The 12,927-nt window shown below is 51.9% G+C and carries 9 protein-coding genes; 8 read left to right on the forward strand and 1 reads right to left on the reverse strand.

Annotation, left to right across the window (positions count from 1 at the left end; genetic code table 11):
• From ABCW45_RS08360 to ABCW45_RS08375, 4 genes are all read left to right on the forward strand, one after another.
• Positions 1-1,032 (forward strand): alpha/beta hydrolase, encoded by a 1,032-nt coding sequence (locus tag ABCW45_RS08360; RefSeq protein ID WP_117503958.1) that lies wholly within the window; start codon positions 1-3, stop codon positions 1,030-1,032.
• Positions 1,033-1,162: 130 nt separating this feature from the next.
• Positions 1,163-1,963, forward strand: coding sequence for a hypothetical protein (locus ABCW45_RS08365; RefSeq protein ID WP_117566485.1), 801 nt, complete (start codon positions 1,163-1,165; stop codon positions 1,961-1,963).
• 187 nt (positions 1,964-2,150) lie between these two features.
• Positions 2,151-3,860 carry a S8 family peptidase gene (locus tag ABCW45_RS08370; RefSeq protein ID WP_117484127.1) on the forward strand — a complete coding sequence of 570 codons (1,710 nt, stop codon included), beginning with the start codon at positions 2,151-2,153 and terminating at the stop codon, positions 3,858-3,860.
• A gap of 212 nt (positions 3,861-4,072) precedes the next feature.
• Complete coding sequence (locus ABCW45_RS08375; RefSeq protein WP_165859970.1) at positions 4,073-5,611, forward strand: alanine/glycine:cation symporter family protein; 1,539 nt, start codon at positions 4,073-4,075, stop codon at positions 5,609-5,611.
• A 172-nt stretch (positions 5,612-5,783) separates the two neighbouring features.
• Here ABCW45_RS08375 and ABCW45_RS08380 read toward each other — a convergent pair whose 3' ends face one another.
• The gene (locus ABCW45_RS08380; protein WP_117484129.1) at positions 5,784-6,377 is read right to left on the reverse strand and encodes a TetR/AcrR family transcriptional regulator; all 594 of its coding nucleotides are present in this window, start codon (positions 6,375-6,377) and stop codon (positions 5,784-5,786) included.
• Between the two features lie 153 nt (positions 6,378-6,530).
• On the opposite strand from ABCW45_RS08380, the gene ABCW45_RS08385 reads away from it, so the two are divergent.
• From ABCW45_RS08385 to ABCW45_RS08400, 4 genes are all read left to right on the forward strand, one after another.
• Complete coding sequence (locus ABCW45_RS08385) at positions 6,531-7,283, forward strand: hypothetical protein (RefSeq protein ID WP_117553015.1); 753 nt, start codon at positions 6,531-6,533, stop codon at positions 7,281-7,283.
• A gap of 75 nt (positions 7,284-7,358) precedes the next feature.
• The gene (locus ABCW45_RS08390; RefSeq protein WP_117484131.1) at positions 7,359-9,689 is read left to right on the forward strand and encodes an efflux RND transporter permease subunit; all 2,331 of its coding nucleotides are present in this window, start codon (positions 7,359-7,361) and stop codon (positions 9,687-9,689) included.
• On the forward strand, positions 9,673-11,712 hold the full coding sequence (locus tag ABCW45_RS08395) for a hypothetical protein (RefSeq protein ID WP_117469725.1): 2,040 nt from the start codon (positions 9,673-9,675) through the stop codon (positions 11,710-11,712). The genes ABCW45_RS08390 and ABCW45_RS08395 overlap by 17 nt, the downstream gene beginning before the upstream one ends.
• Positions 11,713-11,847: 135 nt before the next feature.
• Positions 11,848-12,846 (forward strand): hypothetical protein, encoded by a 999-nt coding sequence (locus ABCW45_RS08400; protein WP_117469910.1) that lies wholly within the window; start codon positions 11,848-11,850, stop codon positions 12,844-12,846.
• The last annotated feature ends 81 nt before the right edge of the window (positions 12,847-12,927 follow it).

The raw sequence follows: 12,927 nt of genomic DNA on the forward strand, positions 1-12,927 counted from the left end.
ATGAGCCGGAAAGAAGTCAGCATGATCGGGAATCTGACCCGGGACATGATGAGGGATGTGATGGAGACATCCTTAAAGAAGCCGATCCAGACGGGAGAGTTCCGGAAAAATCCGGTGGAACCGGCCTGGAGATGTCCGGGTGACTATATTTATGAACTGGTTCCCACAGAGAAATTTGTGATGGAATATTTAAAGCCGAAGCAGGCGGTCACAGGCCGTGTGGTCTTACAGCTCCACGGTGGCGGCTATATTGGTCCGATGAAAAACATTTATCGCCGGTTTGCGGTAAAATACTCGGAACTGGGTCTCGGTGCGGATGTCCTGACACCGGACTATCGCGTCGCGCCGGAACATCCGTTCCCTGCGGCGCTTGAGGACGCTGTTTACGCCTACAAATGGCTTTTAAACGAGAAGAAATACGACCCGGAACAGATCGTCATCGCGGGAGACTCCGCGGGCGGCGGACTTGCCCTGGCGCTCTGCCTCTACGCGAAGGACCACGCCCTGCCGCTCCCTGCGGGCATCATCACCATGTCCCCGTGGACGGATGTGACCCTCAGCGGAGCGTCCTATGAGGAGAATTACACGATCGATCCCCTGTTCGGAAATTCGAAGGAAAATATGCTCTACCAGTGCAGCTATATCGGGAACGCGGACAAGAAAGACCCTTATCTTTCCCCACTTTTCGGAAACTTCGAGGGATTCCCGCCGATACTGATGCAGGTCGGCGCCTACGAGGTCCTCTTAGATGACACGAGGGCCGCCGCAAAGAAGGCGAGGGCAGAGGGAGTAAAGGTCCGCTGCTCCGTCTATGACGGAATGTTCCACGTCTTCCAGATGGGCCTCGACCTGATCCCGGAGAGCCGCGAAGCCTGGGAAGAAGTCGGAGAATACCTGCGCATCGTCTACCACATCCGCCGCGACCAGGAGGGAAAAGTCGTAAAAAAGGTGAAGACGAGGCGAAGAGATACCGAAGAGCGGGCGAAAATGAATCTTTTGGCATTTTTAAAACGGGAGCTGAAAAGCAAATGATTATTAAAAAGCCTTCTTTCTTAAGTTTTCATGAAGCCGTGCTTTTTCCAGCCCTTAGCGCTTGCGTTATCCTGAAAACCCCTGTATAATGACTTTAGCTGATAAAAACCCATAAAGGAGTGGATTTCAAATGAAATTAAAGAAAGTTATGCTCATGGCAGCTCTCGCTGCAGCAATTGGCAGTGTAAATATGGTGACTGCTCTTGCGGATGAGAACGAGACAGAGACAAAGTACGGTTGGGAAGGCAGCGGAAATACCTGGCGCTACTATGATTCCAACGGAAACTTAAAGAGCGGCTGGATCAAGGCTGAAGATGGTGATGGACGCGGAAATGATGTGTGGTATTATATCGATCCGTCCACAAACCTTATGATCTATAATACAACAAGAACCATCGACGGCGTATCCTACACATTCAGCGATGACGGAAGCTGGGTTGCTCCGGTTCAGACAGCGCCGAAGGGACACGTTACAGGCGGAAGATACTATAATACATGGTCTAACCTCTGCATCCCGCAGATCATCGGAACAACAGAGTCTGATTTTGAGGCAGCTGACCAGTACACAGGCGGCGAGTATGCGGCAATCGGAAGCCCGTCTCTGACACATGATCTCTATATGAGTACAGACTTCGGCGACGTAGAAGTCTACTACCTCAATATGAAGAATAAGCAGGATATGGATGCCCAGACATTTGCAAATACTCTTGCAGGAATCGAGAAAGGTCAGAAAGGTCAGGCTACAACAGCTGAGACTGTGACGATCGCAAACCAGCAGTACTCCAAGGTAACAGTAAGCGGAAAGAAGACATCAAGAACGTACTACTGCCGCAAGCAGGACGGCTATATGGTAGTTGTCCAGACAACTGGAAGAACCAAAGATGTAGCTTCTCTCAACAGCATCGTTATGAGTATGACAACAGCACAGTAATTAAATAAGACGTGACATTTGCCCCCGGCCCCGATGGCTCTGGGGGCTTTTTAATATTGTTTTTGAGAAAACGAAAGTCTTAAATAAAGCATGCCGCATAAAATATTCAGAATGGGATCTGTCTTTCAGAAACGGCATGGAAAAATGCGGGACAGACAGAATATAGAATGGATGTGGCGCGGCAGAGATGGAAGATCAGAAGGCGGAAAATCTATTGAATCTGGCACTTTCTGTCCCTGAGGAGACGAGGGAGCGGACAGAAGAGCTGAACGTGGGATATGACAGGGTGGAGCGGACATGGGAGATCATCGTGAAATACCATGGGAACCTGGAGAGCACTTTGAATGAGCAGTTTCCGGGTGTCTCCGGAACATACCTTTTAAGCAGCTTTGCGATCCTGCGTGTCCCGGAGCGGGATGTCCCGGGGGTGATCGCACTTCCTGAAATTGAATACGCGGAAAAACCAAAGAGGCTGTTTTTTGCCCTGAACCGGGCGAGGGCGGCCTCCTGTTTTCTTCCGGTGCAGACAGGGACCGATGGGCTTACGGGAAAAGGTGTCCTGGTGGCGGTGATCGACTCGGGAATCGACATCTTTCATGAAGACTTCCGGAATGAGGACGGAACCACGAGAATCCTGTATTTGGATGACCAGATCAGTGGGAAAACATATGAAAGGCGGGAGATCAATGAGATCCTGCGGGGAGAGAATAAATCCGGCGGAACAGGCGGTCTTTCCCTGGATACCAGCGGCCATGGCACGGCGGTGGCGGGGATCGCGGCTGGAAACGGGAGAACAAGCGGCGGACTGTACCGCGGGGCGGCCTATGAGAGTGAACTTATCATTGTCCGTCTCGGAATCCCGGATTCAGTTGGATTTCCGAGAACCACGGAACTCATGCGGGGGATGGATCTCGCGGTGCGGAAAGCTCTGGAACTGGGACGCCCCATGGCAGTGAATCTGAGCTTTGGAAATACATATGGATCCCACGACGGCGGCGGACTTTTAGAGCGGTACCTCGATTCTCTTGCACAGATGGGGCAGTTTGTCTTCGTCACAGGATCGGGAAATGAGGGGGACTCCGGGGGACATGCGAGACCTGTGATCGAACCCGGGAAGATCACGGAGATCCGGCTCTCTGTTGGGACATACGAGACGGGATTCGGCATGCAGATTTGGAAAAACTATGAGGACGGGATGCGGATCTTTCTGAGGGATCCCTTTGGCGGTGCGGAGATCGAGCTTGTCCCGGTGAGGGGAACGGACCGGATCCGGGTCGGAGAGACGGAACTTTTGATCTATTACGGGGAACCGTCCCCTTTTAATGCGGCCCAGGAGATCTATATTGAGTTTGTGCCGGAAAGAACTTATGTGGAGAGCGGGATCTGGACATTCCGATTCCTCGGGACAGGGGATGAGGAGACGGCAGCGGATCTCTGGCTTCCCTCCGCGGCGGCAGTCGGGCGGGACACGGAATTTTTGGAATCGTCGCCGGATACGACCCTGACGATTCCCTCCACGGCGTTCCGACCGGTGACGGTGGGCGCCTATGACAGCGGGACCGGAATCTATGCCCCGTTTTCTGGCCGCGGGGACACCAGGGTCTATCGCGCCCAGAAGCCGGACCTCGCCGCCCCAGGGGTGGGAATCATGGCCCCGGACCGGGACGGCGGCTATTCCCCTGTCACCGGAACATCCTTCGCGGCGCCCCTTGTCACCGGGGCCGCGGCGCTTCTCATGGAGTGGGGGATCGTCAGGGAGAATGATCCGTATCTTTATGGGGAGAAGGTGAAGGCGTACTTAAGAAAAGGAGCGAGAAGACTTCCTTCTGAGCTGGCCTATCCGAATCCGAGGCTGGGATATGGAGCGCTCTGCGTGGCGGACAGTCTGCCGAAATAATTTGTAAATTTTCTTGAAAATTTCTAATAACAGATATATTATAGAAACGTATACAAAATAGAACTCGGATTTTTAAGAGATGAGGCATAAATACTTTTAAATCTTAATGGAAATCTGAATTCAAATGAGGGATGCCGGGGATCATTGCGGAGAATCATCCCAGAAAAATTTCCGACAATACAGAAAAATTGAATCATGAGGAGGAAAAAGCTATGGAAGCGTTGTTTCAGGCCGTAAATGTCATATGCGGAAAGATCCAGATCGTCTCGAACCTGTTCTGGGATTTCCCGACGAACTTTGACTGGTACGCGAATATCCCGATCCTCGGAAACTTCAGTCTGGCGATCATCCTTTTAGTGGGAACAGGAATCTATTTTACATTCAGACTCCGGTTTATCCAGGTGCGGAAATTCCGCCACGGACTCCATGTCCTGATGAGACAGAAGAGCAGCGGCACAGGAATCTCATCCCTGGCGTCATTCCTCTTGTCGACGGCCATGCGTGTCGGCCCCGGAAATATCTTAGGCGTCACCGGCGCGATCTCCACCGGCGGTCCGGGCGCCCTGCTCTGGATGTGGATCTCCGCCTTCTTTGGTATGTCCACAGCTTTCGTTGAGGCGACACTCTCCCAGATCTTTAAGGAGAGAAAAGATGATGAGTATGTGGGCGGCCTGCCGTATTACGGAAGAAGACTCTTAAAGAATGCGGCATGGGCAGGAGCGGCGCTCAGTGTCCTCTACATTATCTATGCGTTCCTCTGCTTCCCGGCCCAGGGCTTCAACACGATCTCCGCGGTGGGAGCGATCGCGGGCGTATTTACGGGAACCGTCATCGAGACAAACTCCGCCCTGTACTGGATCTCCTTCGCGGTCCTCATCGCGGCGACGGCGGTCATCAGCTTTGGTGGAATCAAGAAGGTGACAAAGGTTACAGACCTCTTAGTTCCTGTGATGGCAGTGATCTATATCCTGACAGTCATTCTTCTCATCGTATTTAATATCCCGAGAATCCCGTGGTTCTTCGGAGCAGTATTCTCCGAGGCTTTCCGGCCGGAAGCAGTCTTCGGCGGTGCCTTCGGTATCGCGCTGAGCCAGGGAATCAAGAGAGGCCTTATGTCAAATGAGGCTGGACAGGGAACGATCACCATGCCGGCAGCGGCGGCGGACGCAAAGCATCCCTGTGACCAGGGCTGTGTCCAGGCGCTTGGCGTTTTCTTAGATACCATCGTGATCTGCACCCTGACAGGATTCGTCGTTGTCATGGGAAGAGTGTGGCTCACGGAGGACAGCGCAGCATGGTTTGAACTCGGAAAACTTGACAGGTTCTTAGCATCCTGCGGAGCGCTCACCGGGAACGGAACGATCTATCACCTCGTGACGATGCTCGTCAGCGTCTGCTTCGGTCTGTTCGCGTTTACCTGCCTTGTGGGATTCATGTCCTTCACGGAAATGTGCGCGAACCGGATCTCCACGAGACCTGCCTTTATTAACACGATCCGCGTGCTCTGCCTGGTAGTCATCTCCTTCGGCGTTATCACGAACATTGCGGGCATGGACTTAAGTGCCCTGTGGGATCTCAGCGATTTCGCGAATATCCTCATGGTATACTGCAACCTGCCATTACAGTACATAGGCTTTAAGTATGTGCTCCGGGCATGGGAACACTTCGAAAAGAACGATGGAACCGCATTCACATCAAAGATCGCCGGAATCGATGTTACGGTGTGGGATGAGCGGGCAAAGATGAAATAAGAGAAAAAAGATGCCGCCCGGTGGATTCAGAAAGAAACGCAGAGCGGCATTACTATGCGGATAATAACAGAACCAAAGTACAGGAAGCAGGGCAGTTAAAAGACCTGCGGGAAGCTTCCATATTATATTAAGTAGAAACGGATTCCGGACAGTGGAAAAAGAGGCTGCCGGATCAGCCGTCAGCCTTCTCCCAGAAATCCCTGAGCGCAAAGCGGCAGACGCTTTCCACGAAGGTCTTCGCGTCATATTCATCCGCCAGCTCTAAATAAGATCTTAGCGTCGTCAGATAAAAGCTTGACATAAACGAAACATAGAGTGGGAGCGGGATCTTTAACCGAACGCCCTGGTTCTCGCCCTGCCAGCCGCTCTCCGTGAGGATCTTCGCCAGGTCTCCCTGGATCGTGAACATCAGGGAGCCGTTTTTGTTCGTCTGGTAGATCCGGCGGTAGAGAGTGATATTCTCATCCACCTGAGCGATCAGATATTCTAAAAACTGACGCAGGGAATCGGTGCTTTTAAAGTAGATCAGATCCTCCACCGGGCGGAGTCCCTCAATGTACATGTTCACGCAGTAGTGCAGAAGATCATATTTGTCCTCAAAATACCGGTAGAACGTGGACCGGGAGATCATGGAGACCCGGCAGAGATCAGTGAGGGAGATCTTCTCAAAAGGCATTTCCGCCAGAAGGTCCAGGAGCGCCTTCATCAAAAGCAGGTAGGTCCTGCGGACAGAAACATGTTCTTCCTGGATCGGTAATTTTATCATAAACTACAAAACTCCTCTATCCATTCCAAATTGGACAAAAAGTGATAATTTGTCTCATTTGGTACACTTTTCAAAAATTGGTTCTTGAGTATTTTAGCATAAACATAGATAATATTGCAAGTGAAAAGGAAAGAAAAAAGCGGAGGCGATCATATGATCCGAAGAAGAGAAGTACGAAGAATGGCAGCGATCCTCTGCATGATCACGGGAATGACAGCAGTTCCCGCATATGCGGCAGCTCCGGAGCCATTCGGAGCGGTACCGGGATGGAATCAGATCTCGGGAAAGTGGTACTACCTTATGGAAAACGGTGCCTGGAGCACAGATTTTATAGAAGATGAGAATACATGCTACACGTTTACAAAGGACGGGACGCTGTCCTATGCGCGGAAAACCCCGAATACGCAGGGCGGCGCGTATCCTGTATACGTGCTGGATCAGAAGGAACAGGAACTCTTTGATGATATGAATGATGAGAAGAGCGACCTGTTTTTTGACACTTATCCGGAGGCGGAGGATGATTACGACAACGGGGATGTGGAGTTTTACGATGGACGCGCCACATTTGTCCTCGACATGGATCTCTGCGATATCGCAAAGGCAAGACTTTCTTCCGCTATGGAAAAGGGATATTCCAAGAGCAAAAATACGATCCCGGGAGAGGGAACCGTAAGCGATTACGTAAAGACAGCATTTCCGGAGCGAAAGAGTGCCACATTTTTTGAGATGTACCTCTGGGGCCCTGAGGAGACATACGATCCGTATGATTCTGTTATGATCCGGATGCAGGAAAAATTCGACCGGAAGGACGATAAAAAATATTCCCTGGAATACTACCGCAGAATGGGAATTGCCCATGAAAACCAGAATGGAAAGGACTATTACATGGTGGTTCTGGAACGGTAGGAATGTGGACGGTGACGGAAAATGACCTGTGTGGGTACTGAACAGTTACGGACAGGGAATATAAGGAGAGAAGACATGGGAGAGAAAATAAAAAACATGTTCCGCGGGCATAAAGAAAAGAAAAAGAACCAGAACGGCGGCTTTTCCTACATGCTCGCGTCATTTATCATCCATAAACGCGGCTGGATCGAGTCGGTCTTCGTGATCGGCTGCCTGCTCTCGCTTTTGACGATGAACTTTGTAAATGTAAACTATGACCTGACGAAATATCTTCCAGAAACGGCGGAATCCGCTATCGGACTTGACGTTATGCGTGATAAGTTCGGTTATCCCGGAACGGCGCGGGTCATGGTGAAGGACGTCTCGCTGTACGAGGCGAAGCAATATAAAGATGAGATCGCCGATATCGATGGCGTGGACCAGGTCTTATGGTGCGACAGCACGGTAAATATCTATGCCGGTGAAGACTTCATTGATGAGAGTGAGATCAAGGATTATTACAAAGACCGGAATGCGGTCTACGATATCACATTTGTGGAGGAGAGTGATTCCACCCGAACCTCCACTGCCATCGACGAGATCAAGGATCTCTTAGGGGACAAAGGATGCTACGTCGGCATGGCGGTCCAGAACAAATCCATGACAGAGTCCATGGCAAGCGAGATGAGCAAGATCCTCGTTGTGGCGGTGATCATGATCTTCGCTGTGCTTTCCGTGACGACAACGGCATGGACGGAACCGATATTATTCCTGTTGGTTATGGGCGTCGCTGTCCTGCTTAATAAGGGAACGAACATCTTTATCGGAACCGTCTCGTTCCTGACGGAAAACGTGTCGATCATCCTGCAGCTGGCAACATCCATGGACTACTCGATCTTCCTGCTTGACGCGTTCATGAACTACAGAAAGCAGGGAATGAACGAGGAGGACGCGATCATCAACGCCGTTCAGGAGGCGATCAATTCCATCTTCGCCAGCAGCCTGACGACAGTCGTCGGCTTCTTGGCCCTTGTGACGATGAAGTTCTCCATCGGATTTGACTTGGGTCTTGTCCTGGCAAAAGGTATCGTATTCAGCTTGCTGACAGTCGTCTTCTTCATGCCGGCGATGATCCTGAAGTTCGCGAAGCTCAATGAGAAGACAAAGCACCGTTCCTTTATGCCGGATTTCCACGGACTTGGAAAAGCGATCTACCGGATCCGTCCCATCGTGTTCGCGGTGATCGTCCTCGTGACACCGCTTGCATACACGGCCCAGGGCCTGAACGATTTCCTTTACGGAAACGACTCCATGGGTGCCTCGGAGGGAACACAGGTTTATGAAGATGACCAGCAGATCACGAAGATCTTCGGCCGAAGCAACATGCTGCTCGCCCTCTATCCGAACACATCGGAGGTCAATGAGCGGGCCATGGCGAAGGAGATCAAGGATCTATCCTATGTAAAGAACGTTACAGCTTTAGCGGATACGTTGCCGGAGGGGATCCCGGAAGAGTTTCTCCCGAAGTCCACGGTGGAGCTCTTACATAAAGACGGCTATTGCCGGATGCTGATCTACACGAGAACGAAGACCGAGAGTGCCGAGGCATTCAAGGACTCCGACGCGATCCAGGAGATCGTAAAGAAGTATTACCCGGAAGGAAGCTATCTCGTCGGTGAGACTCCGTCCACCCAGGATATCAAGTCCTTCATCGTAAAGGACTATGAGAATGTAAATGTTCTGTCCCTGGCGGGCGTATTCCTCGTCGTCATGATGAGCTTCAAGTCGGCTGTCATGCCGATCCTCGTCATCATTCCCATCGAGGTGGCGATCTTCATCAACATGGCGATGCCGTATTTCCAGGGTGTCGAGATGGTGTACATGGGTTATATCATCGTCAGCAGTATCCAGCTGGGTGCCACGGTCGATTACTCGATCCTGCTTGCAAACAACTACCTGGCGAAGAGAAAGACGCTGCCGAAGAAAAAGGCATGTGTGGAGGCCGTCGCAGCGTCCTGTTCCTCGATTTTTACTTCCGGATCCATCATCACGCTGGCCGGATATATCGTGTATATGATCTCGTCCACAACGGCCATCGCGGACCTGGGACACCTGATCGGACGAGGCGGACTGTTCAGCCTTGTGCTGGTACTGACGGTGCTTCCGTTGCTGTTAACATTATTTGACAATTTTATCGTCGGCGAGAAACCGGCGGCAGCTCTTGCGAGACGCCTGCACCGCCGTGTGAAGAACCAGAGAGAGAAGAGACGTTCCGGAAAGAACGGGGACGAGACAGAAGAGAGTACAGATGAAGGCGGAGATCCCTACGAGGACGATGAGAACGAGGCGGCGGCCAGCAGGGAATCGGAGCCGGAATTGACAGATAGAGAAGAAATGGAGGAGAACGGTGATGAGACAGAAAAATAGAAGGATCATGGCAGCGGGCATGGCGGCTGTCACACTCTGCACCAGCCTTGTTTCTGCGCCGGTCTATGCGGCAGAGGCGTCTGTGAGCGTCGATGAAGCGATGTACGTGAACCTGGATTACTATGGTTCCGTTGATAAGGTGAATGTCGTGAAGGGTGTGAGCTTAAATGGTCTCACAAGCTTTACGGATTATGGAAATTATCTTGATGTGACAAATATGACCAACAACACAGCTCCGGAGATCAGTGACGGAAAGGTCACATGGAATCTCCCGGCGGACACCAAGGGATATTTCTACTATAAGGGAGCGATCGATAAGGACGCGGTGACACTTCCGTGGACCATGGATGTGTCCTACAAATTAAACGGCGTCCCGACGGACGCTGAGAAGCTTGCGGGTGCTTCCGGTCTGGTGGAGGTACATGTGACAGCGACACCGAATGAGGCGGCGAGAGATTACTATAAGAACAATATGATGTTAGTGGTAGCGATGCTTGTTGATATGAGCAAGTGCTACAGTGTGGAAGCGGAAGATTCCCAGACCCAGAGCCTCGGTTCCCAGACCGCGATCATGTACACGGCGCTTCCGGGCGAGGAGGGCGATTACACGATCCGCATTGGCAGCGACAAGTTTGAGACCTCCGGTGTCATCATGGCGATGGTTCCGGGAACGGTGAAAGACTTAGAGCACATCGTTGACCTGAAGGACGCCAAGGACACCTGGAAGGATGCCGGTGACCAGTTATACGACAGCATGGACCAGATGGCGGCTTCCGTCGAGGCCATGAGAAGCGGCGTCAACGAGCTGCGCCAGGGCTTAAATGAGGCGGAGAGCGCGAGAGGCGTCATCAGCGGTTCCAAGGACGAGATCCTGGACAGCAATGACCAGACACTGGCTTCCCTGACGGCGCTCTCCGAGCAGCTTGGAACCATCGTTCCGTATATCCAGACTGCAAAGGATGCCTCCGAGGTTGCCCACAACAGCATGACAGACGTTGTCAACACACTCGGAAACATGCAGGAGCCGATCCGCAGACTGGACACGAGCTTACGGGGCTTAAGGGATAGCTCTGAGGGCGCGTCCGGCAGTATTGGAAACGTAGTCGCTTCCGTTCAGCTGATCAAAAAGCTTGACACACAGCTTCAGCAGAGCGTTCTGGAGTTTATCAAAAACCTGGCTTCTGCCCAGGAGTCCATGCAGGACGCGATCGCAGATTACTGCAACGGTGAGGCAGGGGATGAAGATACCCAGGCACTGGCAGCGGCAGCAGCGGGAGCAGACACCTCCGCCGGACATGCGGGAATGCTGAATGCCCAGGAACTTATCGGAATCTTAAAGCAGAAGGAGAAAGCGCTCCGCCAGGTGGCTTCCTCCAGCAATGCCCTTGTGGCAGATACAGCAGATATGCTCGACGATGTATCCAATACATCAAAATACCTGGCACAGACCACAGACCAGATGGACTATCTGATCGAGGATGTGAAGGCGTTAAAGGACTCCCTGGATGTGTATTACCCGGATCTCCAGTCAGCCCTGGATGATTCCGGGGAGCTCGTAAACCGAACCACGGATGCCCTTAATAAGAGCACGGATTCCCTGACTCTGGTACAGAATACCGTCCGTGCCAGCGCGGACAGCCTTGACGCGGCGGCGAAGGACTCCATCAAGGGAAGTTTGAATGTCCTCGACAAGAGTTTAAGCGTCCTCGACAGCACCAGCTCCATGAGAAAGGCCGGCCGGACTATGAAGGACACCATGGACAATGAGTGGAACGACATGGAGGACGACAACAATTTCTTAAATATGGATCCAAACGCGGAGAAGGTTTCCTTCACTTCCGATGAGAACGCGGAGCCGAACACCCTGCAGATCATCATGAGAACCGAGGAGATCAGCGTGGACGATGACGCGGAGCTTCTCGATGCGGAGACAGCGAAGGCGGATGTGAACCCGCTTGAGAGAATGTGGAACATGCTGGTCCAGATGGTCAGGGCGATCATTGAGATCTTTAAGAACAGATAATGAAAGAATATTTGACGGATTTGTGCAGGAGGATGTACGGCAGAATTGTTCTGCATGGACGTTTTTCTGCACAAACTGGTATATGAGGGGATAAAGAGAAGCGAGTGGAAGAACTTCTTACGGGAAGGAGAAGACATGAAAAAATTTGGAAAGAAGATTGCGGGATTTCTGCTGGCGGCGGTTCTGGCAGTGACTGCGGCGTTTCCGGCTTTTGCAGCCAGCAAGACAGCGGTCGGAAAGATATATCTGACCATCGACAGCACTGTGGGACTTAAAAATGACTCTGAGGACGTCACAGTGACGCCCTACGGGGATAATACAGATCTTTACTATGTAGATAACATTTATATCGAAAATAACGACGGAAACGGCTATACGGAGTCCAATCCACCGAAGATCACGGTGACGCTGGAGGTAGCGGACGAGGATCATTATTATTTCTCCGGGACAGCCTCAAAGGACTTTCGCCTGACACTGTCCGATTCCGCAAAAAACGGATACGGAAAAGCGGAGTACGTGAAGGCGGTAAAGAAAAATGACAGAAGTACCGTCGAGCTGACGTTCCGCCTGACATTCGATAAGAAAACCACCGCATCCACCACAAGTACCGTCAAGGCGCCCACAGGTGTGGCCTGGTCTCCGAATGCCTACGGAACGGGAATATGGTCAGCGGTCAGCGGGGCGAAATATTACCAGCTCCGCCTCTTAAAGGACGGCAGTCTCACGGGGGACGAGTTTACGATCTACGGAACGAAGTACGATTTTTCGAGACTGATGGGAACCTCTGGATCCTACAGCTTTGAGGTCCGCTCCGTGAAGTCCACAAACAACACGAAGAGCGCCTGGGTCCGCTCAGGGGAGATCGGATCCTACGCCGCAGGCTCCTGGAAGCAGAGCGCTGACGGCAGATGGTGGTGGGACTACGGTGATGGCACATGGGCGGCGGCAGAGTGGCTCTACATCAGCGGAAAGTGGTACTATTTCCGGGAGGACGGATATATGGCCACAGGATGGATCACCCTGTACAACAAGTCCTACTATCTGGATCCGGTGAGCGGAGCCATGTATAAGAGCGGGAGGACGCCGGACGGGCTCTATGTGAATGAGAGCGGCGTGTATGTGCCGGGGATGTAAGACCAAAATCGGGATGATTCGTTCAGGGCATATAAAAGCTGAAGGTACTGATATGAAATTGTCATCAGGAGATAACAGAGG

It is taken from the genome of Pilosibacter fragilis, from assembly GCF_032490495.1.
Lineage (GTDB): Bacteria > Bacillota > Clostridia > Lachnospirales > Lachnospiraceae > Pilosibacter > Pilosibacter fragilis.

Coding starts and splice junctions, on each gene's coding strand:
- ABCW45_RS08360 (WP_117503958.1), top strand. CDS start 1: ATGAGCCGGAAAGAAGTCAGCATGATCGGGAATCTGACCCGGGACATG.
- ABCW45_RS08365 (WP_117566485.1), top strand. CDS start 1,163: ATGAAATTAAAGAAAGTTATGCTCATGGCAGCTCTCGCTGCAGCAATT.
- ABCW45_RS08370 (WP_117484127.1), top strand. CDS start 2,151: ATGGAAGATCAGAAGGCGGAAAATCTATTGAATCTGGCACTTTCTGTC.
- ABCW45_RS08375 (WP_165859970.1), top strand. CDS start 4,073: ATGGAAGCGTTGTTTCAGGCCGTAAATGTCATATGCGGAAAGATCCAG.
- ABCW45_RS08380 (WP_117484129.1), bottom strand. CDS start 6,377: ATGATAAAATTACCGATCCAGGAAGAACATGTTTCTGTCCGCAGGACC.
- ABCW45_RS08385 (WP_117553015.1), top strand. CDS start 6,531: ATGATCCGAAGAAGAGAAGTACGAAGAATGGCAGCGATCCTCTGCATG.
- ABCW45_RS08390 (WP_117484131.1), top strand. CDS start 7,359: ATGGGAGAGAAAATAAAAAACATGTTCCGCGGGCATAAAGAAAAGAAA.
- ABCW45_RS08395 (WP_117469725.1), top strand. CDS start 9,673: ATGAGACAGAAAAATAGAAGGATCATGGCAGCGGGCATGGCGGCTGTC.
- ABCW45_RS08400 (WP_117469910.1), top strand. CDS start 11,848: ATGAAAAAATTTGGAAAGAAGATTGCGGGATTTCTGCTGGCGGCGGTT.